This window comes from Stenotrophomonas sp. YJH_SMC_4, assembly GCF_059371575.1.
Genome location: NZ_JCAFUR010000003.1, coordinates 250605 through 275240, shown reverse-complemented (window position 1 = coordinate 275240; position 24636 = coordinate 250605). Strand labels below are relative to the sequence as shown.

Here is a 24636-nt window from a genome sequence, read left to right as displayed (position 1 = left end):
TTCAAAAGCAAAACGCGCGTCATCACGCGCGCTTGGGGGCAGGCTCGTGCAGCGGACTTCCGGCTCGATGCTAGCACTTGTTTTTTTGCGCGATAACCCCGCAGAAACCTGTTGCATAGCAGCATTTTCCGCGACGTTCGCCGCGAAGCACGCCGGCTCGCAGACGCTGGACGTACAATGCGCGCCATTGTCGACCTGTTGCCGCCCACTGCCTTGAAGAAGTCCGATTTCCATTACGACCTGCCGGCTGAACTGATCGCGCAGGCCCCGCTGGCCGAACGTTCCGCAAGCCGCCTGCTGCTGGTACCGCCGGCGCCCGATGCCTTCACCGACCTGCAGGTGCGCGACCTGCCGTCGCTGCTGCAGCCGGGCGACCTGCTGGTGTTCAACGACACCCGGGTGATCCCGGCGCGCCTGTTCGGGCAGAAGGCCAGCGGTGGCCGCGTGGAGATACTGATCGAGCGCCTGCTGGGCGGCCAGCAGGCACGTGCCCAGGTGGGCGCCAGCAAGTCACCGAAGGCCGGCAGCCGCATCGCGCTGGATGCCGGCGGTGAAGCAGAAGTGCTGGGCCGCGATGGCGAGTTCTACGTACTGCAGTTCCATGTGCCGGAATCGCTGGAACAGTGGCTGCTGCATGCCGGCCGCCTGCCGCTGCCGCCGTACATCCAGCGCGAGCCGGGCGTGGACGACCGCGAGCGCTATCAGACTGTGTTCGCGCGCGAAGTGGGGGCGGTGGCGGCGCCGACCGCCGGCCTGCATTTCGACGAACCGCTGCTGGCCGCGCTGAAGGACAAGGGCGTGGAGTTCGGGCACGTCACCCTGCACGTGGGTGCAGGCACCTTCCAGCCGGTGCGTGCCGATGACCTGAAGGACCACGTGATGCACCGCGAGTGGCTGAACGTGGGTGCCGAGCTGGTGCAGCAGGTGCGGCGCACGCGTGCCGCCGGCGGCCGCGTGATCGGCGTCGGCACCACCGTGGTGCGCGCGCTGGAAAGCGCGATGCGCGACGGCGAGCTGCTGCCGTTTGCCGGCGAAACGCAGATCTTCATCACCCCCGGCTACCGCATCCGCAGCGTCGACGCGATGGTGACCAACTTCCACCTGCCGGAAAGCACGCTGCTGATGATGATCTCCGCGTTCGCCGGCAAGGAGCGCGTGTTCGAGGCCTACCGGCACGCGATCGAGCAGCGCTACCGCTTCTTCAGCTACGGCGACGCGATGCTGCTGTTCCCGCAGGCGGGGTAGGGCGCTGACCTCTGCCTGCTTGTGGTGGGTGCGCACCGTTGGTGCGCACTTGCAGGTGCCTGGAGACCAGGAAAGCCACGCATGGCGTGGCTCTACTGCCGTGCCGTTCAGGCCTGAATGGGCGGTCGAGCCGGTTTTGGGAGACAATGAGCAACTATTTGCCCGAATGACCGCTCCATGTCCCGACTGCAGTTCCAGCTCCAGACCCGCGATGGCCGTGCCCGCCGTGGCCGCCTGACCTTCCCGCGTGGCACGGTGGAAACACCGGCCTTCATGCCGGTCGGGACCTATGGCTCGGTCAAGGGCATCCTGCCGGACCAGGTGCGTGCGCTGGGCGCCGAGATCATCCTCGGCAATACCTTCCACCTGTACCTGCGCCCGGGCCTGGACATCATCGCCGACCACGGCGGCCTGCACGGCTTCTGCCGCTGGGATGGCCCGATCCTGACCGACTCCGGTGGCTTCCAGGTGTTCTCGCTGGCCCACCGCCGCAAGATCACCGAGCAGGGCGTGACCTTTGCCTCGCCCACCGACGGCGCCCGTGTGTTCCTGGGCCCGGAAGAGAGCATGAAGATCCAGAAGGTGCTCGATTCGGACGTGGTGATGATCTTCGACGAGTGCACCCCGTACCCGGCCACCGAGGATGTGGCGCGCCGGTCGATGGAGCTGAGCCTGCGCTGGGCCCAGCGCAGCCGCAACGCGCATGACGAGCTGGGCAATGACGCGGCCCTGTTCGGCATCGTCCAGGGCGGCGTGCACACCGACCTGCGCAGCCGCTCGGCCGAGGCCCTGCAGGCGATCGGCTTCGACGGCTATGCCATCGGCGGCCTGGCTGTGGGCGAGCCGGAGCACGAGCGCAACGCCATGCTCGACCACCTGGACCCGGAGCTGCCAAGCGACCGTCCGCGCTACCTGATGGGCGTGGGCCGGCCGGAGGACCTGGTCGAGGGGGTCGCACGTGGCGTGGACATGTTCGACTGCGTGATGCCGACGCGCAACGCCCGCAACGGCCACTATTTCACCTCGTTCGGCACCGTTCGCATCCGAAATTCCCAGTACGCGCGGGACATGGACCCGATCGAGCCGGGCTGCGGCTGCGTGGCCTGCACCGGCGGTTACACGCGTTCCTACCTGCGCCACCTGGACCGCTGCAACGAGATGCTGGCGCCGATGCTCGGTACCCTGCACAACCTGTTCTATTACGAAAAGCTGATGGCCGACATCCGCGCGGCCATCGAGGCGGGAACCTTCCTGGCCTTCCGCGAGTCCTTCTACGCGGCACGCGGGGCGGTGGCCCCGCCCCTGTAACCCGAACGCCCCTGCCAAACGGCCCAAGGACGAACGCCCGGGGCCGTGGCATACTTCAAGGCTGACCCAGATCCGCGGTCGACACCTCGTGCCCGTGAAAGGGCCGAAGCGCCGCCCAACCAAAGGACCAACGATGAACCTGCTTGCTTTCCTGATTCCCGCCGCCCACGCCCAGGCCGCCGGCGGCCAACCGCAGGGCATGGGCCTGACCACGCTGCTGTTCCCGGTCATCCTGATCGCCATCATGTACTTCCTGATGATCCGCCCGCAGATGAAGCGGCAGAAGGAGCACAAGGCCATGCTGGAGAAGATCAAGCGTGGCGATGAAGTGCTGACCAACGGCGGCATCGCCGGCACCGTCACCGACATCGGCGACAACTTCATCACCATTGAAGTGGCTGACAACGTGCGCATCCGCGTGCAGAAGGGCGCTGTCGGCAACGTGCTGCCGGCCGGTACCCTGAAGTCGGCCCAGTAAGCCACTCCCTTTCCGATGCACAACCGCGGCGCCGGGGATGGCGCCGCGCGGGACCCAAGCAATGCTCGAATTTCCACGCTGGAAGTACGTCGTCATCCTGATCGTACTGGCGCTCAGCGCGCTGTACGCGCTGCCCAACATCTACCAGAAGGACCCGGCCCTCCAGATCACCGCCAACCGTGGCGGGCAGATCGACGATGCGCTGCGCGACCGTGTGCTGGCCGACCTGAAGACGGCCGGTGTCACCCCCGTCGGTGTCGAGAAGGAAGGGGAAAGCCTGATTGTCCGCCTGCCGGACCTGAAGGCGCAGTCCGCTGCCAGCGACGCCCTGCGCGACACCGTCGGCGAAAAGTACACCGTGGCCCTGAACCTGGCCTCGACCGTGCCGGACTGGCTGGCCAACCTCGGCGGTCGCCCGATGGTGCTGGGCCTGGACCTGCAGGGTGGTGTGCACTTCGTGCTGCAGGTCGACCAGAAGGCCGCCCTCGACAAGCGCCTGGACGCCTACACTGAAGACGTGCGCAGCACCCTGCGTGACGCGCGCATCGCGTACCAGTCGGTGGAGCGTCGCGCGGACAACAGCATCGTGGCCAACCTGAGCCCGTCCGCCGGTGATGACGCCGCACAGCGTGCCCGTGCGGCGCTGGTGAAGGCGCAGCCGACGCTCGGCTACGACGTCAGCGGCAACCGAATCACGGTGACCGTGCCGGAGACCGAGATCGCGCAGATCGCCAATGGCGCCATCGAGCAGAACATCAACACCCTGCGCAACCGCGTGAACCAGCTCGGCGTCGCCGAGCCGATCATCCAGCGCCAGGGTGCCGACCGCGTGGTCGTGCAGCTGCCCGGCGTGCAGGACACTGCCGAAGCCAAGCGCATGATCGGCGCCACCGCCACCCTGGAATACCGCGCGGTGGTCGAGGGCAATGCCCAGGACGCCATCGACTCCGGCCGCATCCCGCCGGAAGCGAAGGTCTATCAGCGCCGTGACGGCGGCGGTCCGATCCTGCTGAACAAGCGCGTGATCGTCACCGGCGACCAGATGGTCGGCGCGCAGGCGGTGACCGACTCCACCAGCGGTGCCCCGGCGGTCAGCGTGACGCTGAACAACGTCGGCGGCCAGCGCATGTTCGACTTCACCAGCGCCAACGTGAACAAGCCGATGGCGGTGGTGTATACCGAACGCGTGCCGACCGTGACTCTGGTTGACGGCCAGGAAGTGCGTGGCTTCAAGGTCAACGAGGAAGTGATCTCGGTGGCCAACATCAACGGCGTGTTCGGCAAGAACTTCCAGACCACCGGCCTGCAGAAGAAGGAAGCCGACGACCTGGCCAAGCTGCTGAAGTCCGGCTCGCTGGCCGCGCCGATGGACTTCGTCGAAGAGCGTGTGGTCGGCCCGAGCCTCGGCGCCGAGAACGTCAAGAACGGCATGCGCGCAGTGGTGTTCGCGTTCCTGTTCACCCTGGTGTTCTTCAGCGTCTACTACCGCATGTTCGGTGTGATCACCTCGATCGCGATGCTGTTCAACCTGCTGATCGTGGTGGCGGTGATGTCGCTGTTTGGCGCGACCATGACCCTGCCGGGCTTCGCCGGCCTGGCGTTGTCGGTCGGCCTGTCGGTGGACGCCAACGTGCTGATCAACGAGCGTATCCGTGAAGAGCTGCGTGCCGGCGTGCCGGGCAAGACCGCGATCGTGACCGGTTACGAGCGTGCCTCGGGCACCATCCTCGACGCCAACCTGACCGGCCTGATCGTCGGTGTGGCGCTGTTCGCATTCGGTACCGGTCCGCTGAAGGGCTTCGCACTGACCATGATCATCGGTATTTTCGCCTCCATGTTCACCGCGATCACCGTGTCGCGTGCGCTGGCGACGCTGATCTACGGCCGTCGCAAGAAGCTCCAGAACGTGGCCATCTGACGGGACGACACGCACAATGAAACTGTTTCCGCTGCACATCCTCCCGAACGACACCAAGATCGACTTCATGCGCTGGCGCCATGTCGCCATGGCAGTCACCATCGTGGTGTTCCTGGCCTCGGTCGCCATCATCGGCATCAAGGGCTTCAACTACGCGCTGGACTTCACCGGTGGCACCCTGATCGAAGCCCGCTTCGACAAGCCGGTGGACGTCGAGCAGGTCCGCAACAAGCTCGAGCAGAGTGGCTTCGAAGGCGCCCAGGTCCAGAGCGTCGGTGGCAACACCGACCTGCTGATCCGCCTGGCCCCGCACGGTGAGCATGCGCCGGGTACCGGTGACGCCGCCGCCGAGGACAAGGCCACCGCTGCCGCCGTGGTGAAGGCGCTGTCTTCTGCCGACAACCAGGCCACCGTGCTGCGCAACGAGTTCGTCGGCCCGCAGATCGGCAAGGATCTGGCGATGAATGGCCTGTACGCCACCATCTTCATGCTGGCCGGCTTCCTGATCTACATCGCAGTGCGCTTCGAGTGGAAGTTCGCGGTCACCGCCAGCATCGTGGCGATGTTCGACCTGATCGTGACGGTCGCTTACGTGTCCCTGCTGGGTCGTGAGTTCGACCTGACCGTGCTGGCCGGCCTGCTGTCGGTGATGGGCTTTGCGATCAACGACATCATCGTGGTCTTCGACCGCGTCCGCGAGAACTTCCGCAGCCTGCGCGTGGACTCGATGGAAGTGCTGAACCGTTCGATCAACCAGACGCTGTCGCGTACGGTGATCACCGCGGTGATGTTCTTCCTGTCGGCGCTGGCGCTGTACATGTACGGCGGCAGCTCGATGGAAGGCCTGGCCGAGACGCACATGATCGGTGCGGTGATCGTGGTGCTGTCCTCGATCCTGGTGGCGGTGCCGATGCTGACGATCGGTTTCCTGCGTGTCAGCAAGCAGGACCTGCTGCCGAAGGCGAAGGACGTCGAGGCCCTGGCCCGTCGCCCGTAAACGCCTGCTGCACGCAGCACACAGAGAACCCCGCGCAAGCGGGGTTTTTTGTGTGCAGGGCTTGCAGCCCTGCACCCGCGGTAGTGCCGGCCGCTGGCCGGCAACAGCAACAGCGTGCATTCCGTGGTTGGGCGGGGCGGTGTCGGAGTGCGGGGACGCCGCAAGTACGTCCGTGTAGGCTTGGCAGCCGCATCCATGCGGCTGACACCCCGCACTCCGACACCGCCCCACCTTTGACAGATTCCTGCGGCTGTCGGTAGGTGTCGACTTTGGTCGACACATCTGTCAGATATCGAATGAATTCAACCGTGTCGACCAAGGTCGACACCTACCAAGGCCGCACGCCGTTCCAACAGATCGCGGAAGTCTGTCGAAGGCGGGGTGGGTCCGGTTGAGGGGGCGTGAGCCGCATGGATGCGGCGACCGAGCTTACATGGACGTACTTGCAGCGTCCCCCTCAACCGGACCCACCCCGCCCACCCCCAGGAACCCAGCTTTTGACGTTGCTCTGGCTCTGGCCGTTGCTCAGGCCTCTGCGGGTGCAGGGTGCAACCCTGCAAAACAAACCCCACCCTACGCCAGCGTCGGTTGTGCATTCGGCCCCCGCGCACTACGATCCTGCGGTTCGCGCGCGCAGGCGCGCACCCGTATTCCTGCTGAGCGCCCCGTGCGCCGCATCTGCCAACCCGAGGTATCCATGGTCATCAAACCGCGCGTCCGCGGCTTCATCTGCGTCACCACCCACCCGACCGGCTGCGAGGCCGCGGTCAAGCAGCAGATCGACTACATCCGCGCGCGTCCGCCGATCCAGAACGGCCCCAAGCGCGTGCTGGTGATCGGCGCCTCCACCGGCTACGGCCTGGCTGCGCGCATCACCGCTGCCTTCGGCAGCGGCGCCGCGACCCTGGGCATTTTCTTCGAGCGCCCGGGTACCGAATCCAAGCCGGGCACCGCGGGCTGGTACAACTCGGCTGCGTTCCACAAGTACGCCGACGAAGCCGGCCTGTACGCCAAGAGCATCAACGGCGATGCCTTCTCCGATGAAGTGAAGGCGAAGACCATCGAAATGATCAAGGCCGATCTCGGCCAGGTCGACCAGGTCGTCTACAGCCTGGCGGCGCCGCGTCGCAAGCACCCCAAGACCGGTGAAGTCATCAGCTCCACGCTTAAGCCGATCGGCGAGCCGATCACCCTGCGCGGCCTGGATACCGACAAGGAAGTAATCACGGAAACCACCCTGCAGCCGGCTACCCCGGAAGAGATCGCTGGCACCGTCGCGGTGATGGGTGGCGAAGACTGGCAGATGTGGATCGACGCGCTGGCCGACGCCGGCGTGCTGGCCAACGGCTGCACCACCACGGCCTTCACCTACGTGGGCGAAGAGATCACCCAGGCGATCTACTGGAACGGCTCGATCGGCGCCGCCAAGAAGGACCTGGACACCAAGGTGCTGGGCCTGCGCGAGAAGCTGGCGAAAATCGGCGGCGACGCGCGCGTGTCGGTGCTGAAGGCCGTGGTCACCCAGGCCAGCTCGGCCATTCCGACCATGCCGCTCTACCTGTCGCTCCTGTTCAAGGTGATGAAGGAAAAGGGCACCCACGAAGGCTGCATCGAGCAGCTGGGCGTGCTGTACGACATCCTCTACGGCGGCAAGGCCGACGGCGTGGCGATCGATCGCCTGCGCCACGATCTGGTCGATGGCGATGGCCATACCGTCGCGCTGGTCGACGAGGAAGGCCGCCTGCGTGCCGACTACAAGGAAATGGCGGCAGACGTGCAGGGCAAGGTGGTCGCGCTGTGGCCGCAGGTCACCAATGAGAACCTGTACGAGATCAGCGACCTGGCCGGCTACAAGGCCGACTTCCTGCGCCTGTTCGGTTTTGGCGTGGAGGGTGTCGACTACGAGGCCGACGTCAATCCGGACGTGAAGATCGATAATCTGGTCGACATGACCTGATCAATGAAAAGGCCGGCGAAAGCCGGCCTTCTCTTTTGGTGGGGCCGGCCGCTGGCCGGCAACCCTGGGTACCAAAGGCTGCCGGCCAGCGGCCGGCACTACCCCGGTCACCCGAACTCAAACCCCATCTCCGGCAGCGCCGGGCCGACGAAGTCGCCCTGCACGTAGTCCACGCCGGCACTGAACAGCAGGGTCATCGAATTGGCGTCGCTGACGAACTCGGCGATGGTGCGGATGCCGGCCTCCTGCGCGCGTGCGGTGATCTGGCTGATGCGGTCGATGTTCTCGCGGGTGGCCGCCAGATCGCTGGTGAAACCGCGGTCCAGCTTGAGGAACTGCGGCTGGAAGTGGGCGAGCAGCTGGAACGAGTCCAATCCCGAACCGAACTGCTCCAGCCCGATGCGGCAGCCCAGTGGCGCCACTTCGGCAAGGAACTGCTGCGCACTGCGCAGGTGGGTGAACACCTTCGCTTCCGGCGCATGCAGCCACAGCCGTTCGCCGGGCACGCCCTGCGCCTGCAGCTCGCGCCGCAGGGTGGCGATCATCTCTGGGTCGTCGAACGATTCCGGCGTTACCTTCACCAGAACCTGGGTGGCATGGCCCTGGCGTGCGCGCTGACCCAGTACGGCGATGGCCTGCGAAACCACCCAGCGGTTGATCTCCGCCAGCAGGCCGTACTCCTCGGCGATGCCCAGGAACGCGGTCGGGCTCAGCAGTTCGCCGTTGTGCTCCAGGCGCAGGTAGGCCTCGTACAGCTCCAGCGGCTCGCCCTGCAGGTTCAGCACCGGCTGGTAGTGCAGCTGGAAGCCGTCGCCGGCCAGTGCTTCACGGATACGGGTGACCCAGCGCAGCACGCGTTCTTCCTCGACGCGGTCGGCCGCAGCCGGGTCGAAGATGCGGCAGGTATTGCCCAGTTCGGCGGCGGCATGCGTGCACTCGCTGGCGCGTGCGAGCACCTGGCCGATGCTGGCGATCTTCTCGCCCACCTGCACGCCACCGATGCTGACCGTCACCGTGGCCGAGCGCGCGCCGATGCTGAACACATGCGCTGCATACGCTTCGCGGATGCGCTCGGCCAGTGCCACGGTCTGCGCGTAGGGCCCGGCCTGCAGCACGGCGAAATTGTGTTCGCCGAAACGGGCCAGCTGCGCGTCCTCGCCAACGACCTCGGCCAGCAGGCCGGCAAGGGCGCCGATCAGCGCGTCGGCCGAGGCCAGGCCGATGTCCGGCAGCAGGCGCGCGTAGTGGTCCGGCTCGATCAGCAGCAGGCCGAACTGGCCTTCGCTGCGCCCGGCCTGTGCCACTGCGCTTTCCAGCTGCAGCATGAAGGTCGGGCGGTTGAGCAGGCCCGTGACCTGATCGCGCTGGCGCAGGTCCTCGACCTCGCGGGCCAGCTCCGGATCGAACTCCATGCGGCGGCGAAGCACCACCTGCAGGCAGGATTCGCCTTCGTAGGTGGCGGCGGTGAATTCCATGGTTGCCGCGAACGTACTGCCATCCTCGTGGCGGGCATCGAGCTGGTATTGCGGCGGCGGCGCCTCGCCACGGCTCAGGCCCTTCAGCAGCTGCTTGAAGCCTTCCACATGCTGCGCGGCGACCATGTCCAGCAGCGAGATGCCTTCAATGTCGTCGAACTGCTCGTAGCCGAACATTTCCAGGTAGGCATCGTTGGCACGGATGTGCATGCCTTCGTGCACGTAGGCGATGGGATCGCGCGAAGAGGCGATCAGCGCATCGCAGCGGCGCTCGGTCTCGCGCATCTGCGCTTCGATGCGGCGCAGGCCGCGACGGGCCTGCAGGTCCACCCATTGGTCGCGGACCACGGCCAACAGATGCTCGGAGCGCTGGCGCAGGGCGAGGGCACGGATGCCGTGGCTGCTGGCCTGCACCAGCTCGTCCTCGTCGATGCGATCGGCCAGCAGCACCAGCGGAATGTCCTTGCCGCTGGCGGCGATGTGCTGGGCCACCAGCGGCAGCGGGATGCCCTGCGAGGGGGACGCCAGCACCAGGTCGATGGCCTGGCTGGACAGCACCTGGGACAGCTCGGCCGCATCCTGTGGACGCCAAGGGCGCACCGCGATGCCGCTGTTGCGCAGCGTGCTGACGATGGCTTCGGCATTCTCGCCGCTGTCATCGACGATCAGCAGGCGGATGGTGATGTCGTTCGCGTTCTGCATGCACTGCTCCCCAATCTGCGAATCTAGATACACGATGCGCGGCGAACCGTCCATGCGCGCGCCCTTTGCACGCATCGAACGGCGATCTGGTTCACACCACGCCACCGGCCGCGTGGCCGCTGGCCCAGGCCCACTGGAAGTTGTAGCCGCCCAGCCAGCCGGTCACATCCAGCACCTCGCCGACGAAATGCAGGCCGGGTACGCGCTTGGATTCCATCGTCGAGGACGACACCTCGGCGGTATCCACGCCGCCCAGGGTGACTTCGGCGGTGCGATAGCCCTCGGTGCCACTGGCCACCAGCGGGAACGCGCCGATCAGCTGCGCGGCCTGGCGCAGCACCGGCTCGTCCAGCTGGCGCACGGGCCGGTCGGGCAGCCAGTGCTCGCACAGGCGCTGCGCCAGCCGCTTCGGCAGTACCTCGGCCAGCACCGTGCGCAGCTCGGCGGCCGGGCGCTCGCGCTTCATCTGGCGCAGCCACTCGCCGGCATCCTGGCCGGGCAGCAGGTCCAGCTCCAGCGCATCGCCGGGTTGCCAGAACGAGGAGATCTGCAGGATCGCCGGGCCGCTCACGCCGCGATGGGTCAGCAGCATGAAGTTCTGGAAGCTCTTGCCGTTGCAGCGCGCCTCGATCGGCAGGGCGACACCACTCAGGTCGGCCAGCCGTTCCTGGTGCTTGCCGCTGAGCGTCAGCGGCACCAGCCCGGCGCGGGTCGGCAGCACCTGATGGCCGAACTGGCGGGCAATCTCGTAGCCAAAGCCGGTGGCGCCCATGCTCGGAATCGACAGGCCGCCGGTGGCAACCACCAGCGAGGCGCAGTGGAACAGGCCCTGCGTGGTGTGCACGCGGAACCCGTCGCTGCCGTGCTCGATGCGCTGCACGCTGCATTCGGTGCGGATCTGGGCACCGGCCGCCTGGCATTCGTCCACCAGCATCTTCACGATCTGCTTGGACGAGATGTCGCAGAACAGCTGGCCCAGCTCCTTTTCGTGATAGGCGATGCCGTGCTTGCTGACCAGCTCGATGAAGTGCCAGGGCGTGTAGCGCGCCAGCGCCGATTTGCAGAAGTGCGGGTTGGCCGACAGGAAGTTGGCCGGGGTGGTGCCGGTGTTGGTGAAGTTGCAGCGGCCACCGCCGGACATCAGGATCTTCTTGCCGACCTTGTTGGCATGGTCGATCACCTGCACCTGGCGGCCGCGCTGGCCAGCCGTGATCGCGGTCATCAGCCCGGCCGCGCCGGCGCCGATGACCACCACGTCGCAACGGATCGTGCTCATGCCTTGGCGCGCTTGCGCCAGTTCGGGACCACGTCGAGCTGCATCTGATCGTTGAGCAGCTGCACTTCACCGTCCTGGATCAGCACGCTCCAGCGCATCGCGCGCTGGATCTGCTGGCCCCACAGTTCGACGAAGGCACCATCGAGGTCAACCACCGACAGGTTGTCGAAGCGCGCCAGGCCCTTGCCCTGCTTGCCCCACCAGATCTCCGAGGCGTTGCCGCCGTAATTGACCACCTGCACCTGTCGGCTGCGGTTGCTGGCCTTGCGGATGCGGGTTTCGTCGGGATGGCCCAGGTCGATCCATTGCAGGATGTCGCCGGTGTAGTCGTGTTCCCACAGGTCCGGCTCATCGTCGGTACTCAGGCCGCGGCCGAATTCCAGGCGGTCGCCGGCGTTCAGCGCGAAGGCGAGCAGGCGCACCATCAATCGTTCGTCGGTCTCGGACGGGTGCTGGGCCAGGGTCAGGTTGTGGGTCGCGTAGTAGCCGCGATCCATGTCGCTGATCTGCAGTTCGGCCTTGCGGATGGTGGCGGTAAGAGCCATGGGGGATCCGTGGACTAAAGACGTCAATGATAGAGGTTTGCTCCAAGGGTGTCCGTTGCCGGGCTGTCTGCGCAGTGTCAACGGTGGCACTCTTGGCGCTCTTTCCCGTGGCCGGAATGGACGCCATGACCCTGCCCAGCCACCTGCAGCTGCCCCCCGGCCACTGGCCCAGCCTGCTCGATGGCCTGTGCGCGCGTTTCCCGAGCATCGGTCGCGCGCAATGGCAGGACCGCTTCGCCCGAGGCCGTGTGCAGGATGCGCAGGGCAGGGCACTGGCGCCGGACATGCCCTGGCAGGTGGGGCTGGAAATCCAGTACTTCCGCGAGGTTGCCGACGAGCCGGTGATTCCCTTCGCCGAGACCATCCTGCATCTGGATGCGCACCTGCTGGTGGCCGACAAGCCGCACTTCCTACCGGTAACGCCGGCCGGTGGGTATGTGCGCGAAACCCTGCTGTCGCGCTTGGTCGCACGCACCGGCAACACCGAACTGGCGCCGTTGCACCGCCTGGACCGGCTGACCGCCGGCCTGGTGCTGTTCTCGACCCAGGCAGCCACGCGCGATGCCTATCAGCGGCTGTTCCGCGAGCGGCGCATCGAGAAGACCTATGAGGCGTTGGCACCGGCGCTGCCCGGGCTGGCGTTTCCGTTGCTGCGGGACAGTCGTCTGGTGCCGGGGGAGCCGTTCTTCCGCATGGCCGAAGTGCCGGGCGAGCCCAATGCGCGCAGCCTGATCGAGCCGATCGAGGCCGAAGGGCCGATCTGGCGCTACCGGCTGAAGCCGGAAACCGGTCGCAAGCACCAGCTGCGCGTGCATATGGCCGCGCTGGGCGCACCGATCGAGGGCGACGACCTTTACCCGCAGCTGCAGTCGCGGCTGGAGGGCAGCGCCGAGCCTGCACTGCAGCTGCTGGCACAGGTGCTGGCCTTCGATGATCCGCTGACCGGGGAACCGCGGCGGTTCAGCAGCCAGCGCCGCCTGTGCCTGCCCGCCCAGAGCGGGTAGGGCCGTTCAGCGAACCGGGCGCCGCGCCAGCCAGCGGTCCAGCTCGGCGGCGAACAGCTGCCGGTCGCGCTGGCCCAGTGGCGGCGGGCCGCCGGTCTGGACCCCGGCGCCGCGCAGTTCTTCCATGAAATTGCGCATCGACAGCCGCTCGGCCATGTTGTTCGGCGTGTACAGCTGGCCGCGCGGGTTCAGCGCCACGGCCTTCTTCTCCAGCACCAGCGCGGCCAGCGGGATGTCCTGGGTGACGACCAGGTCTCCGGCAGCGACCCGTTCGACGATGGCGCTGTCGGCCACGTCCAGGCCCTGGGGCACCTGGATCGAACGCAGCCAGCGTGAGGGCGGGGTGCGGATCCACTGGTTGGCAACCAGGGTCAGTTCGATCCCAACGCGTTCAGCGGCACGGAACAGGATGTCGCGAATGACGGTGGGGCAGGCGTCCGCGTCCACCCAGATGCGGGGGAGGGCGGGTTCAGCTTGGGTTTCAGCTTCAGTCATTTACCCAGTGTAGGGTAGGAAAATCCTGAATGGGGACTCGGGGTTAGCCTCGATCGGCTGCCAGCCCTTGTCACGTCTAGCGGGCGGGGCCAGCCGATGAACGTCCGGGCTATCGCTTTTTGCAGAAAACACGCGTATCGTTCGTCCCACTGTGTTTGCTAGGGTCACCGTGAATCGTGGCCTGGTGCAGTTGATCTCACGATCCGCTCATCGATCCGCTTTACCAACGCCTGCAACTCAGTCTCGGCCCCGATACCCGGTGGCTGCGATTTTTTCAACATGTGTTTCAGGAGTTAGTCAAATGTCTGATCGTCAGACCGGCACCGTCAAGTGGTTCAACGACGCCAAGGGCTTCGGCTTCATCACCCCGGAAAGCGGCCCGGACCTGTTTGTGCACTTCCGTGCCATCCAGGGCACCGGCTTCAAGACCCTGCAGGAAGGCCAGAAGGTTACCTTCATCGCCGTCCAGGGCCAGAAGGGTATGCAGGCTGACCAGGTGCAGGCGGTCTAATCCGTCTGCTACCGTTTGGTAGCCAGAACGCCGGAAGCGAAAGCTTCCGGCGTTTTTTATTGCCTGCTGCTTTGTAGAGTCGAGCGTGCTCGACTGTCTCTGGAAAGCAGTCGAGCACGCTCGACTCTACAAAGGGCATGCAGCTGGCGCGGTACGATGCAGGCCTCCCCAAGGATCATCCCCATGCGCATCGTCCACCACCTGGAAAACTCCCGTTCCCTGCGTGTGCTGTGGATGCTGGAGGAGCTGGGGCTGGACTACGAACTGCGCCGTTATCCCCGCGATCCGAAGACGCTGCTGGCACCGCCCGAACTGCGTAACGTGCATCCGCTGGGCAAGTCGCCGGTGCTGCAGGATGGCGAGCTGGTACTGGCCGAGTCCGGTGCCATCCTCGACTACCTCGCGGATCGCTATGACACCCAACGCCAGCTGTCGCCGTCACCGATGCCGGCTGATGGCGCCGAGCGCATCGCCTACCGCTACTGGCTGCACTACGCCGAAGGCTCGGCGATGCCGCCGCTGCTGCTGACCCTGGTGATGGGCCGCATCCGCAACGCGCCGATGCCGTTCTTCGCCCGCCCGATTGCGCGCAGCATCGCCGACAAGGCCGAGCGTGGCTTCATCGGCCCACAGCGGCGCCTGCACCTGGACTGGATGGAGCGCCGCCTGTCTGAAAGCCCATGGTTCGCCGGCGAACGCTTCAGTGCGGCCGACATCCAGATGAGCTTCCCGATCCAGGCGGCCGCCGCGCGCGGCGGTGGCCTCGACGACAAGCCGGCGCTGCGTGGCTTCCTCAAGCGTATCGGCGAGCGCCCGGCCTACCAGCGTGCCGAGGCCCACGGCGGTCATCTGCAGGCGCTCAGCGGCAATTGAGGCGGGCGGCGGTCGTCCCCATCTTCAGCACCATGGATACCGACAGCCCCCGTTTCGACAACCGCCTGCTGCACACCCTGCCGGGCGACCCCGAATCCGGCCCGCGCCGCCGCGAAGTGCTGGGCGCGGCCTGGTCGCCGGTGATGCCGACTCCAGTGACGGCGCCTACGCTGCTGGCTTGGGCGCCGGACGTCGCCGCGATGCTCGGCTTCGATACCGCTGAAGTCGAAAGCGAAGGCTTCGCGCAGGTGTTCGGCGGCAATGCGCTGTACGCCGGCATGCAGCCGTGGGCGGCCAATTACGGTGGCCATCAGTTCGGCCACTGGGCGGGCCAGCTCGGCGACGGCCGCGCGATCTCGCTGGGCGAACTGGTCGCACCGGATGGCCGTCATTGGGAACTGCAGCTGAAGGGTGCCGGTCCCACGCCGTATTCGCGCGGTGCTGATGGCCGCGCAGTGCTGCGCTCATCCATCCGTGAATTCCTGTGCAGCGAAGCGATGCATCACCTGGGCGTGCCGACCACGCGCGCGTTGTCGCTGGTCGGCACCGGCGAAGACGTGGTACGCGACATGTTCTACGACGGCCACCCGCGTGCCGAGCCCGGCGCCATCGTGTGCCGGGTATCGCCCTCGTTCCTGCGCTTTGGTTCATTCGAACTGCCAGCGTCACGCGGCGAAACTGCCTTGTTGCGGCAGCTGGTCGACGCGTGCATCGCCCGCGACTTTCCGGAGCTCGAAGGGCAGGGTGAGGCGCTGTACGGCGACTGGTTCGCGCAGATCGCGGTGCGCACTGCCGAGATGATCGCGCACTGGATGCGCGTCGGTTTCGTGCATGGCGTGATGAACACCGACAACCTGTCCGTGCTCGGCCTCACGCTCGACTACGGTCCTTATGGCTGGGTCGAGGACTTCGACCCGGACTGGACGCCGAACACCACCGACGCGCAGGGCCGCCGTTATCGTTTCGGTACCCAGCCGCAGGTGGCGTACTGGAACCTGAGCCGGTTGGCGCAGGCGCTGTCGCCGTTGTTTGCCGATGTGTCGCCGCTGCAGGCCGGTCTGGCGGCCTACCAGTCCACCTTCGTGGCCTGCACCCGACGCGATGCCGCAGCCAAGCTGGGCCTGGCCGCCGCCGACGATGACGACCTGGGGCTCTACCAGCGCTGGCAGCAGCTGATGCAGGACGGCGGCATGGACATGACCCTGGCCTGGCGTGCGCTGATGCGGGTTGATCCAGCGGCGCCAGACGTGGGCGTGCTGGATGCGGTGTACTACGACGAGTCGCGCCAGCAGGCGGTGCAGGCGCCGTTGCAGCAGTGGCTGCAGGACTACGCGGCGCGGTTGCAGGCCGATCCACTTTCGGCCAGTGAGCGCGCGGCGAAGATGGCCAAAGCCAATCCGCTGTATGTGCTGCGCAACTGGCTGGCCCAGGAGGCGATCGACCGCGCAGAGCAGGGTGACCTCGGTGGCGTTCACGCACTGCAGGACGTGCTGCGCGATCCATACACCGAGCGTGCGGGGCTGGAACACTTCGCCGGCAAGCGCCCGGCGTGGGCAGACAACCGCGCTGGCTGCTCTATGCTGTCCTGCAGTTCCTGAGGGTGGGTTTCGGCAGGGCTGCGCCCTGCACCTGCAGAGGCCACCGCGCAAGCAACGGCCAAAGCCAAAGCGGCTCTGGATTGCTGATGGTCTGGCGGGACGGTGTGGGGCTGCAGGACACGCCGTAAACCCGTCCATGGGGGCTCGATGGCGCCATCCATGGCGCCAACGGTCCTGCAGCCCCACACCGCCCCACCTCCGACAGATTCCCGCTGCTGTGGGTAGGTGTCGACCTTGGTCGACACGGTAGATCCACGCTATGCGTGGATGCTCTTCGTTCAATCTTCGAAATGTTCGATTTCGATAGAGATTCATCCACGCATGGCGTGGATCTACGACAGATCGCAGGAAACTGTCGAAGGCGGGGTGGGTCCGGTTGCGGGAGTGTCCGCGGCATGGGCCCGAGGCATGCCTCGGGCGGGTTGGGCAGGACGCCCAACCCCGGTCTTGCCGTGTGCGCAGGACAGCGCACACGAGCAAGCCGCGGCCAAGCCCCCACGGACGGGTTTACGGCGTCTCCCGCAACCGGACCCACCCCGTCATCCCACAGGAAACCCGCTGTTGCCCTTGCTGTTGCCGTTGAGGTTGAGGTTGCCGGCCAGCGGCCGGCACTACCGCAGGTGCCGGGCGCAGCCCGGCCGACACCCCCAACAGGCAGCCGGCGCCCGGAACAGGTACCCTATGCCGCCATCAGACAACCAACGTGACATGACCGACGCCCTCGTCGCTCCGCAGTGGGCCTCCCGCCTGCGCGACATCGCCGACTTCCCCAAGCCCGGCATCCTCTTCAAGGACATCATGCCGCTGCTCGCCCATGGCGAGGACTTCCGCGGTGCCATCACCGCGATGGCCGACCGTTGGCGCGACCAGAAGCTGGACGCGGTGATCGGTATCGAATCGCGTGGCTTCATCCTCGGCGCCGCGATGGCGCTGGAACTGGGCGTGGGCTTCGTGCCGGTGCGCAAGCCGGGCAAGCTGCCGGGCCAGGTGCTGCGCGAGGAATACACGCTGGAATACCGCAGTGACTGCATCGAAGTGCACGCCGACGCGCTGCCGGCCGGGGCCCGCGTGGCGATCATCGACGACGTGCTGGCCACCGGCGGCACGCTGGTCGCTGCGCTGTCGCTGGTGCGCCGCCTGGGCGTTGACGTGGTCGGTGCCGGCGTACTGGTCGAACTGGACGGCCTGGGTGGTCGCGCCCGCTGGGAATCGGATCTGCCGCTGCACACCGAACTGGTGTTCTGATCGAAGGGCAGGTGCCAACCAAGGTTGGCATCTACCAGAGCGAATGGCCGGGAACCGGTAGTTGCCAACCTTGGTTGGCAGCGCCTTTCGCGACTGACGCCGCGGAATGGGCCAACCAAGGTTGGCCACTACCAGGTCAGATCGTTGCCAACCGTGGTTGGCAACGCTGCTTCAATCACATCATCCGCACGCGGAAACGACGGCCCTTGATCTTGCCGGCTTCCAGCTTGGCCACGGCCTTGGTGGCCTGCTCACGCGCGATCGCCACGTAGGAGCGGGTCGGGAAGATCGCGATCTTGCCGATGAACTTGCTCGACAGGCCGGCATCACCGGTCAGTGCACCGAGAATGTCGCCTGGGCGCAGCTTGTCGGTCTTGCCACCGTCGATCCGCAGCGTGCGCATCGCGGCCTGCGGCAGTTCGGCCGGGCGCGAGGTTGCCAGCGGCGTCTTCTGCCAGTCCAGCGGCTGCCCCATCTGCGCTTCGATGGCTTCGGCACGGGTCTTCTCGCGACCGGCCACCAGGCTGATCGCCAGGCCGCTGGCACCGGCACGGCCGGTGCGGCCCACGCGGTGCTGGTAGCTCTCCACGTCGGTCGGCAGCTCGTAGTTGATCACCGCCGCCAGCTCTTCCACGTCCAGGCCGCGTGCGGCCACGTCGCTGGCCACCAGCACGTTGCAGCTGCGGTTGGCCAGCAGCAACAACACTTCCTCGCGGTCGCGCTGTTCCATGTCGCCATGCAGAGCCAGTGCGGAGAAGCCGAACTGCTGCAGCGAGTTGGCAACTTCGTCCACGTCCTTGCGGGTGTTGCAGAACACCACCGCCGATTCCGGGGTGTACTTCAGCAGCAGGCCGGCCAGCGCCTTCTGGCGGTGCGCCGGTTCCACCTCGCAGAACAGGTGGCGGATCGCCGGTGCCTGGTCGGCGCCTTCCACCGTTACTTCCACCGCGTCGCGCAGCAGGTCACGCGCCATGGCGCGGATGCTGTCGGGGAAGGTGGCCGAGAACAGCAGGCTCTGGCGGTCCTTGTGGGTGCGGCCGGCGATCTCGCGGATCGGCTCCTCGAAGCCCATGTCGAGCATGCGGTCGGCCTCGTCCAGCACCAGCGTGCGCACCGCGCCAAGATTCAGCGCGCGCTTGCGTGCCAGCTCCTGCACGCGGCCGGGCGTGCCGACCACCACGTGCGGGTCATGGCCTTCCAGCGAGGCCAGCTGCGGGCCCAGCGGCACGCCGCCGACCAGCAGCAACAGCTTCAGGTTCGGGATGCCGGTGGCCAGCTTGCGGATCTGCTTGCCGACCTGGTCGGCCAGTTCGCGGGTCGGGCACAGCACCAGCGCCTGCACGCGGATCAGGCTGGGGTCGATGGACTGCAGCAGGCCCAGGCCGAAGGCGGCGGTCTTGCCGCTGCCGGTGGGTGCCTGTGCGATTACATCGCGGCCATCCAGGATGGCCGGCAGGCTCTGCGCCTGCACGGGGGTGAGGGTGGTATAGCCGAGGGCATCCAGGCCGGGCTGCAGGGCCGGGCTCAGCGGCAGGGTCGAGAAGTCAGTCATGGCGCATTGTACCTGCCTGCACGGCCGGTCCCGCCTAATGGGGTGGGGACGGATCCCTTTCCGCAGGAAAGGGCTCTGACCCCGTCGGAGTCGTCATCCACGCACGGCGTGAATCTACTGGCAGGTGCCGACCCTGGTCGGCACGCTCCTGATCAGCCCAGCACCGCCAGCGCACCCTGGTGGATTGCCAGGCCGCCGAACAGCAGCCAGGCGAACAGGATCAGCGCCAGCAGCAGCGGCTTCAGGCCTGCCTGGCGCAGCGCCGAGACGTGGGTGGTCAGGCCCAGCGCCGCCATCGCCATCGCCAACAGCACCGTGTCCAGCTGCACCAGCCCGGCCTGCAGGCCGGCCGGCAGCAGATGCAGCGAGTTGAAACCGGCCACGGCCACGAAACCGAACGCGAACCACGGCACCACGATGCGCGCCTTGCTGCCATCGGCGCTGGCCTTGCCGCCACGGGCCAGCCACAGTGACAGCGCGATCAGGAACGGCGCCAGCAGCATCACTCGCACCATCTTGGTGATCACCGCCGTGTCAGCTGCCGCTTCGTTGACCGCACGGCCGGCCGCCACCACCTGTGCCACTTCGTGCACCGTCGCACCGGTGAACAGGCCGTACTGCCGCGCGTCCATTGCCAGCCAGCCGTGCGACTGCACCAGTGCATACAGCGCCGGGTACAGGAACATCGCCAGCGTGCCGAACACCACCACCGTCGAGACCGCGACGGTGACATGCGCAGCGCGGCCACGCACCACCGGCTCGGCGGCCATCACCGCTGCCGCACCGCAGATCGCACTGCCAGCGCCGATCAGCATGGCTGCCTCGCGCTCCATCTTGAACACGCGCACGCCCAGCCAGCAGGCCAGGCCGAAGGTGCTGGCAACCACCAGCACGTCCATCAGCACGCCAGTGACGCCGACATGGCCGATGTCCTGGAAGGTCAGGCGCAACCCGTACAGCACGATGCCGGCGCGCAGCAGCCAGTGCTTGGAAAAGCCGACACCGGCCGCGCTGCCCGGTGCCAGCCGCGGGTAGAAGGTGTTGCCGACCACGATGCCGGCGACGATCGCCACGGTCAGCGCGCTCAAGCCATGTGCCTGCAGCCACGGAAGCTCGGCCAGATACAGCGACGCCGCCGCGATCAGGCCCACCAGCAGCAGGCCGGGCAGGCGCGGCTGCCAGCGCTGGCGCAGGGCGGGCAGGGACCAGGGGGAGAGAGCGGGGGCATTCATGGCAGGGGCAGGGCTGGAGTGATGGGGCAAGCGTGCGCGTCTGTCGCTGACCTGTAAAACGAATAATATGGGTGAAACCTACCCATCAAGAAGGTAAGTGCCATGCGCCTGACCTTGCGCCAGCTGCAGGTTTTCGTCGCCATCGCCGACCATGGCAGCACCACCGCTGCCGGCCAGGCCATTGCGCTCTCGCAGTCGGCCAGCAGCGCCGCGCTGCAGGAGCTGGAGGCGCACTTCGGCACCCCGCTGTTCGACCGCATCGGCCGCCGCCTGGCGCTGAACGGGCATGGCCGCGCACTGCTGGAGCCGGCGCGCACCTTGCTGGTCAACGCCGCCGACCTGGAGCGTCAGCTGGCCGCCGGCGGCGACCCATCGCAGGGGGCACCGCTGCGGCTGGTGCTGGCCGCCAGTACCACCATCGGCAATTACCTGCTGCCGCCACGCATCGCCGAACTGCTGCGGCAGGCGCCGCAGGCCGAGGTCGACCTGCGCATCGACAACAGTGCCGGCGTGGTCGCTGCCGTGCAGCGCCTGGACGTGGACGCCGGTTTGATCGAAGGCCCGTGCCACGAACGCGGCCTGCAGGTGACTGCCTGGCAGCAGGACCCGCTGGTGATCGTGGCTGCCGCCGATGCCCCCGCCCGCTGGACGCTGGATGAACTTCGCGGCGCACGCTGGCTGCTGCGCGAGCCCGGCTCCGGCACCCGCGAAGCTGTCGAACAGGCGCTGCTGCCGCACCTGCGTGGCTTCGCCCAGACCCTGCAGCTGGGCAATACCGAAGCAATCAAGCAGGCCGCCATCGCCGGCCTCGGCCTGGCCTGTCTTTCGCGTCACGCGCTGGAAGAGCCATTGGCCCTGGGCCGCCTGCGCGTGCTCGAAACCCCGCTGCCGGCCCTGCAGCGCACGCTGTGGCTGGTACGGCATCCCGGCAAGCAGTGGCTGCCGGGGTTGCAGGCGTTGCTGGGGGACGTGGAATAAGCCATCAGATCCCCAGTCGATTCCAACCATCCCGCCATCCCACAGGAAACCAGCTTTTGACGTTGCCGTTGAAGTTGCCGGCCAGCGGCCGGCACTACCGCGGGTGCCGGGTGCAACCCGGCCGACGCCCCCAACCCGTACAATATCCGGATGCCTCTGATTACTCTGCAGAACGTCGACTTCAGCGTCGGCGGCCCGTTGTTGCTGGAAAAGGCCGAACTGTCGATCGAGCCGGGCGAACGCATCGCCCTGATCGGCCGCAACGGCGCCGGCAAATCCACCCTGCTCAAGCTGCTGTCCGGCGACCACAAGCCCGATGACGGCGAAGTCCGCGTGCAGCAGGGCGTGCGCGTCACCCGCCTGGAGCAGGAAGTGCCGCACGGCGCGGCCGGCTCGGTGTTCGACGTCGTCGCCGACGGCCTTGGCGAGCTGGGCCAGTGGCTGGCCGAATTCCACCACCTCAGCCATGCCGAAGTCTTCGATGGCGAAGCCCTCGGCAACGTGCAGGCCAAGATCGATGCCGCCAACGGCTGGGGCCTGGACCAGCGCGTCAGCGAAACCCTGACCAAGCTCGACCTGGATGGCGAGGCCGAGTTCGACCGCCTGTCCGGCGGCATGAAGCGCCGCGTGCTGCTCGCCCGCGCGCTGGTGTCCAGCCCGGACGTGCTGCTGCTGGACGAACCGACCAACCACCTGGACATCGAAGCCATCGACTGGCTCGAAGCGTTCCTGAAGGGCTGGAGCGGCAGCGTGGTGTTCGTCACCCATGACCGTCGCTTCCTGCGTGCCCTGGCCACCCGCATCGTCGAGATCGACCGCGGCCAGGTCACCAGCTGGCCAGGCGACTGGGCCAACTACGAGCGCCGCCGCGAGGAACGCCTCAATGCGCAGGCGCAGGAAAACGCCCGCTTCGACAAGCTGCTGGCGCAGGAAGAAGTCTGGATCCGGCAGGGCATCAAGGCCCGTCGCACCCGCGACGAAGGCCGCGTGCGCCGCCTGAAGGCGATGCGCGTGGAGCGTTCGCAGCGTCGCGACCTCAGCGGCAACGTCAAGATGGAAGCCGCACAGGGCGTCAGTTCCGGCAAGAAGGTCATCGATGTCAAGGACATTTCGTTCGCCTTCGGCGAGCGCACCATGGTCCGCGATTTCACCACCACCATCATGCGCGGCGACCGCATCGGTCTGATCGGTCCCAACGGCAGCGGCAAGACCACGCTGCTCAAGCTGCTGCTGGGCGAACTGCAGCCGGCCAAGGGCGAAGTCAACGCCGGCACCAACCTGCAGATCGCGTATTTCGACCAGTACCGCGCGGTGCTGCGCGAAGACTGGAGCGCGATCGAGAACGTCGCCGAAGGCCGCGATTTCCTCGAGTTCAACGGCAAGCGCAAGCATGTGCATGCCTATCTGCAGGACTTCATGTTCACCCCGGAACGCGCGCGTGCGCCGATTACCCGCCTGTCCGGTGGCGAGCGCAACCGCCTGCTGCTGGCCAAGCTGTTCGCGCAGCCGTCCAACCTGCTGGTGATGGACGAACCGACCAACGACCTGGACGTGGAAACCCTGGAGCTGCTGGAAGAGCTGCTGGGCGAGTACACCGGTACGCTGCTGCTGGTCAGCCACGACCGTGACTTCATCGACAACGTGGTGACCTCCACGCTGGTGATGGAAGGCGACGGCGTGATCGGCGAGTACGTCGGGGGCTACAGCGACTGGCAGCGTTATGCGGCCAGCATCGCAGCGCCTGCCGCGGCCCCTGCGGCCAAGCCGGCGGCCGCTGCGCCGGCCACCCCGGCTACCGCAGCTCCGGCCGCACCCAAGCGCAAGCTGGCCTACAAGGAAGCGCGCGAACTGGAGCAGCTGCCAAAGACCATCGAGAAGCTGGAAGGCGATGTCGAAGGCCTGACCTCGGCGATGAACGACCCGTCGTTCTACACCCGCAGCAGCGCCGAAGTGACCGCGCACACGCAGCAGCTGGCGAAGGTGCAGGCCGAGCTGGATGCCGCTTACGCGCGCTGGGAAGAGCTGGAAGGCTGAGTATCGGTCGGCGCCAGAAGTGCGCCGGTTGATCGAGTCGAGAATCAGTAGATCCACGCCATGCGTGGATGGTGGCATCAGTGCGGACCAAGGTCCGCACCCACCGAAGCCGGTTACACCTCCGTACGGACCAACGGTCCGCACCCACCAATCAACGATCCGCACCCACCGGGGCCTGCGGTCATTTGACCCCGTGCAGATCCCGCAGCTGGCTCGGCCGGCTGCCGAAATACGCCGCCAGATCGGCGATGTCCTGATCACTCAGGTCCTTCGCCTGTGGCGTCATCAACATGTGCTGGCGGTCACCGGCGCGGTAGGCCTGCAGCGCATGCGCCAGGTAGTCACCGTACTGCCCACCCAGCTTCGGATAGGTCGGATCGATCGGCGCATTGCCATCGGCCCCGTGGCAGTCGATGCAGCTCTGGTTGGTGGCCTTGCCCTTCACCTTGGCGCGGGCTTCACCGGCGGCCTCGCGACCTGCAGGCAGGCCAGCCGAAGAAGAAGAGCCGTGTTCGCCACTGGCATGGCCCGGGTCGGCGGCGGATTTCTCGCTGTTTTCCACCTGCGACTGTGAACAGGCCGCCAGCAGCAGGGCAACGGACAGGGCGATGGCGTGACGCAGCGGATGCGCGGCTTTCGACATGGGCGGGCCTTACTTGACGGTGGACAGGTAAACAGAGAGATCGGCGATCTCCTGTTCGCTGAAACTCATCGACTGCGCCTGCATCGTCGGATGCCGGCGCTTGCCCTGGCGGTACTCGGTCAGGGCCTGGGCCAGGTACTGCTGGGTCTGGCCGCCGATCTTCGGCACCCGGTAGCTGGGGTAGGCGTTCTTGTAGCCGGTGATGCCGTGGCACCCCTGGCAGGTGTAGGCCAGCACGCGGCCATTGTCGAAGTTGCCGGTGGGCGCGGCAGGCGCCGGCGCGGCGGCAGGAGCCGGGGCCGGAGCGGGTGTGGCAGGAGCAGGAGCGGGCTGTGCGGCGGCCCCAAGGGGCAGGAGGACGGCCAGAGCGAGACAAGCGGCGAGCGGCTGCGGGCGCATGGTGTCGTTTCCGGGGATTCGGGTCTGGTCGTTCCGGCGTGGGGTACGGAACGCCCCGAGTATAGCCTCAGGTTTCATCTAGCTGAAATGGGGTCGGGCCGACCAGCGGCGTGAAGACACCATGACCTTTGGGATATGGTGTTGCCGTGAAGTGGTGCATTACTTTGCTAC

General features: G+C 66.9%; 21 protein-coding genes. 13 read left to right on the top strand and 8 right to left on the bottom strand.

Annotated features, from left to right (window positions below):
* Window positions 1-177 precede the first annotated feature (177 nt).
* From queA to fabV, 6 genes are all read left to right on the top strand, one after another.
* Window positions 178-1245, top strand: a complete 1068-nt coding sequence (gene queA, locus AC5P9F_RS07375) for a tRNA preQ1(34) S-adenosylmethionine ribosyltransferase-isomerase QueA (protein ID WP_012479927.1) — start codon at window positions 178-180, stop codon at window positions 1243-1245.
* 177 nt (window positions 1246-1422) lie between these two features.
* Entirely contained in the window at window positions 1423-2553 is a 1131-nt protein-coding gene (gene tgt / locus AC5P9F_RS07370) for a tRNA guanosine(34) transglycosylase Tgt (protein ID WP_005409256.1), read from the top strand.
* A 133-nt stretch (window positions 2554-2686) separates the two neighbouring features.
* Window positions 2687-3031, top strand: coding sequence for a preprotein translocase subunit YajC (yajC, locus tag AC5P9F_RS07365; RefSeq protein WP_171968734.1), 345 nt, complete (start codon window positions 2687-2689; stop codon window positions 3029-3031).
* 61 nt (window positions 3032-3092) lie between these two features.
* Window positions 3093-4949, top strand: a complete 1857-nt coding sequence (gene secD / locus AC5P9F_RS07360; protein ID WP_043035689.1) for a protein translocase subunit SecD — start codon at window positions 3093-3095, stop codon at window positions 4947-4949.
* A 16-nt stretch (window positions 4950-4965) separates the two neighbouring features.
* Complete coding sequence (gene secF / locus AC5P9F_RS07355) at window positions 4966-5946, top strand: protein translocase subunit SecF (RefSeq protein WP_005409259.1); 981 nt, start codon at window positions 4966-4968, stop codon at window positions 5944-5946.
* 697 nt (window positions 5947-6643) lie between these two features.
* Complete coding sequence (fabV, locus tag AC5P9F_RS07350; protein WP_308680485.1) at window positions 6644-7903, top strand: enoyl-ACP reductase FabV; 1260 nt, start codon at window positions 6644-6646, stop codon at window positions 7901-7903.
* A gap of 107 nt (window positions 7904-8010) precedes the next feature.
* Here the strand turns inward: fabV and AC5P9F_RS07345 are convergent, their stop codons facing one another.
* From AC5P9F_RS07345 to AC5P9F_RS07335, 3 genes are all read right to left on the bottom strand, one after another.
* On the bottom strand, window positions 8011-10080 hold the full coding sequence (locus AC5P9F_RS07345) for an EAL domain-containing response regulator (protein WP_005413024.1): 2070 nt from the start codon (window positions 10078-10080) through the stop codon (window positions 8011-8013).
* Between the two features lie 91 nt (window positions 10081-10171).
* Window positions 10172-11356, bottom strand: coding sequence for a BaiN/RdsA family NAD(P)/FAD-dependent oxidoreductase (locus tag AC5P9F_RS07340; RefSeq protein ID WP_111150549.1), 1185 nt, complete (start codon window positions 11354-11356; stop codon window positions 10172-10174).
* Complete coding sequence (locus AC5P9F_RS07335) at window positions 11353-11901, bottom strand: YaeQ family protein (RefSeq protein WP_308680487.1); 549 nt, start codon at window positions 11899-11901, stop codon at window positions 11353-11355. The genes AC5P9F_RS07340 and AC5P9F_RS07335 overlap by 4 nt, the downstream gene beginning before the upstream one ends.
* 125 nt (window positions 11902-12026) lie before the next feature.
* On the opposite strand from AC5P9F_RS07335, the gene AC5P9F_RS07330 reads away from it, so the two are divergent.
* On the top strand, window positions 12027-12905 hold the full coding sequence (locus AC5P9F_RS07330) for a pseudouridine synthase (RefSeq protein WP_308680489.1): 879 nt from the start codon (window positions 12027-12029) through the stop codon (window positions 12903-12905).
* Window positions 12906-12911: 6 nt separating this feature from the next.
* On the opposite strand, the gene AC5P9F_RS07325 is transcribed toward AC5P9F_RS07330, so the two are convergent.
* The gene (locus tag AC5P9F_RS07325; RefSeq protein ID WP_005409265.1) at window positions 12912-13400 is read right to left on the bottom strand and encodes a YaiI/YqxD family protein; all 489 of its coding nucleotides are present in this window, start codon (window positions 13398-13400) and stop codon (window positions 12912-12914) included.
* 301 nt (window positions 13401-13701) lie between these two features.
* Here AC5P9F_RS07325 and AC5P9F_RS07320 point away from each other — a divergent pair, with 301 nt between their 5' ends.
* The 4 genes from AC5P9F_RS07320 (at window position 13702) to AC5P9F_RS07305 (ending at window position 17627) form a co-directional block, all read left to right on the top strand.
* Window positions 13702-13911 (top strand): cold-shock protein, encoded by a 210-nt coding sequence (locus AC5P9F_RS07320; RefSeq protein WP_004153307.1) that lies wholly within the window; start codon window positions 13702-13704, stop codon window positions 13909-13911.
* A 183-nt stretch (window positions 13912-14094) separates the two neighbouring features.
* Complete coding sequence (locus AC5P9F_RS07315; protein ID WP_005409266.1) at window positions 14095-14784, top strand: glutathione S-transferase family protein; 690 nt, start codon at window positions 14095-14097, stop codon at window positions 14782-14784.
* 32 nt (window positions 14785-14816) lie between these two features.
* Window positions 14817-16382 (top strand): protein adenylyltransferase SelO, encoded by a 1566-nt coding sequence (locus AC5P9F_RS07310; protein WP_308680491.1) that lies wholly within the window; start codon window positions 14817-14819, stop codon window positions 16380-16382.
* Between the two features lie 708 nt (window positions 16383-17090).
* The gene (locus AC5P9F_RS07305; protein WP_005413028.1) at window positions 17091-17627 is read left to right on the top strand and encodes an adenine phosphoribosyltransferase; all 537 of its coding nucleotides are present in this window, start codon (window positions 17091-17093) and stop codon (window positions 17625-17627) included.
* 175 nt (window positions 17628-17802) lie between these two features.
* On the opposite strand, the gene dbpA is transcribed toward AC5P9F_RS07305, so the two are convergent.
* Window positions 17803-19179: an ATP-dependent RNA helicase DbpA gene (gene dbpA, locus AC5P9F_RS07300; RefSeq protein WP_049397767.1), complete on the bottom strand. Its 1377-nt coding sequence runs from the start codon at window positions 19177-19179 to the stop codon at window positions 17803-17805.
* 152 nt (window positions 19180-19331) lie between these two features.
* The gene (locus tag AC5P9F_RS07295; RefSeq protein ID WP_049397766.1) at window positions 19332-20411 is read right to left on the bottom strand and encodes a YeiH family protein; all 1080 of its coding nucleotides are present in this window, start codon (window positions 20409-20411) and stop codon (window positions 19332-19334) included.
* Between the two features lie 102 nt (window positions 20412-20513).
* Between AC5P9F_RS07295 and AC5P9F_RS07290 the strand changes: the two genes are divergently transcribed.
* Complete coding sequence (locus AC5P9F_RS07290) at window positions 20514-21389, top strand: LysR family transcriptional regulator (protein WP_049452625.1); 876 nt, start codon at window positions 20514-20516, stop codon at window positions 21387-21389.
* A gap of 150 nt (window positions 21390-21539) precedes the next feature.
* Window positions 21540-23423 (top strand): ATP-binding cassette domain-containing protein, encoded by a 1884-nt coding sequence (locus AC5P9F_RS07285; RefSeq protein ID WP_495223285.1) that lies wholly within the window; start codon window positions 21540-21542, stop codon window positions 23421-23423.
* Between the two features lie 181 nt (window positions 23424-23604).
* Here the strand turns inward: AC5P9F_RS07285 and AC5P9F_RS07280 are convergent, their stop codons facing one another.
* Window positions 23605-24066 carry a c-type cytochrome gene (locus tag AC5P9F_RS07280; RefSeq protein WP_005409273.1) on the bottom strand — a complete coding sequence of 154 codons (462 nt, stop codon included), beginning with the start codon at window positions 24064-24066 and terminating at the stop codon, window positions 23605-23607.
* A gap of 9 nt (window positions 24067-24075) precedes the next feature.
* The gene (locus AC5P9F_RS07275) at window positions 24076-24465 is read right to left on the bottom strand and encodes a c-type cytochrome (RefSeq protein ID WP_005413034.1); all 390 of its coding nucleotides are present in this window, start codon (window positions 24463-24465) and stop codon (window positions 24076-24078) included.
* Between the last annotated feature and the right edge of the window lie 171 nt (window positions 24466-24636).

Coding starts and splice junctions, on each gene's coding strand:
- queA (WP_012479927.1), top strand. CDS start 178: ATGCGCGCCATTGTCGACCTGTTGCCGCCCACTGCCTTGAAGAAGTCC.
- tgt (WP_005409256.1), top strand. CDS start 1,423: ATGTCCCGACTGCAGTTCCAGCTCCAGACCCGCGATGGCCGTGCCCGC.
- yajC (WP_171968734.1), top strand. CDS start 2,687: ATGAACCTGCTTGCTTTCCTGATTCCCGCCGCCCACGCCCAGGCCGCC.
- secD (WP_043035689.1), top strand. CDS start 3,093: ATGCTCGAATTTCCACGCTGGAAGTACGTCGTCATCCTGATCGTACTG.
- secF (WP_005409259.1), top strand. CDS start 4,966: ATGAAACTGTTTCCGCTGCACATCCTCCCGAACGACACCAAGATCGAC.
- fabV (WP_308680485.1), top strand. CDS start 6,644: ATGGTCATCAAACCGCGCGTCCGCGGCTTCATCTGCGTCACCACCCAC.
- AC5P9F_RS07345 (WP_005413024.1), bottom strand. CDS start 10,080: ATGCAGAACGCGAACGACATCACCATCCGCCTGCTGATCGTCGATGAC.
- AC5P9F_RS07340 (WP_111150549.1), bottom strand. CDS start 11,356: ATGAGCACGATCCGTTGCGACGTGGTGGTCATCGGCGCCGGCGCGGCC.
- AC5P9F_RS07335 (WP_308680487.1), bottom strand. CDS start 11,901: ATGGCTCTTACCGCCACCATCCGCAAGGCCGAACTGCAGATCAGCGAC.
- AC5P9F_RS07330 (WP_308680489.1), top strand. CDS start 12,027: ATGACCCTGCCCAGCCACCTGCAGCTGCCCCCCGGCCACTGGCCCAGC.
- AC5P9F_RS07325 (WP_005409265.1), bottom strand. CDS start 13,400: ATGACTGAAGCTGAAACCCAAGCTGAACCCGCCCTCCCCCGCATCTGG.
- AC5P9F_RS07320 (WP_004153307.1), top strand. CDS start 13,702: ATGTCTGATCGTCAGACCGGCACCGTCAAGTGGTTCAACGACGCCAAG.
- AC5P9F_RS07315 (WP_005409266.1), top strand. CDS start 14,095: ATGCGCATCGTCCACCACCTGGAAAACTCCCGTTCCCTGCGTGTGCTG.
- AC5P9F_RS07310 (WP_308680491.1), top strand. CDS start 14,817: ATGGATACCGACAGCCCCCGTTTCGACAACCGCCTGCTGCACACCCTG.
- AC5P9F_RS07305 (WP_005413028.1), top strand. CDS start 17,091: ATGACCGACGCCCTCGTCGCTCCGCAGTGGGCCTCCCGCCTGCGCGAC.
- dbpA (WP_049397767.1), bottom strand. CDS start 19,179: ATGACTGACTTCTCGACCCTGCCGCTGAGCCCGGCCCTGCAGCCCGGC.
- AC5P9F_RS07295 (WP_049397766.1), bottom strand. CDS start 20,411: ATGAATGCCCCCGCTCTCTCCCCCTGGTCCCTGCCCGCCCTGCGCCAG.
- AC5P9F_RS07290 (WP_049452625.1), top strand. CDS start 20,514: ATGCGCCTGACCTTGCGCCAGCTGCAGGTTTTCGTCGCCATCGCCGAC.
- AC5P9F_RS07285 (WP_495223285.1), top strand. CDS start 21,540: ATGCCTCTGATTACTCTGCAGAACGTCGACTTCAGCGTCGGCGGCCCG.
- AC5P9F_RS07280 (WP_005409273.1), bottom strand. CDS start 24,066: ATGTCGAAAGCCGCGCATCCGCTGCGTCACGCCATCGCCCTGTCCGTT.
- AC5P9F_RS07275 (WP_005413034.1), bottom strand. CDS start 24,465: ATGCGCCCGCAGCCGCTCGCCGCTTGTCTCGCTCTGGCCGTCCTCCTG.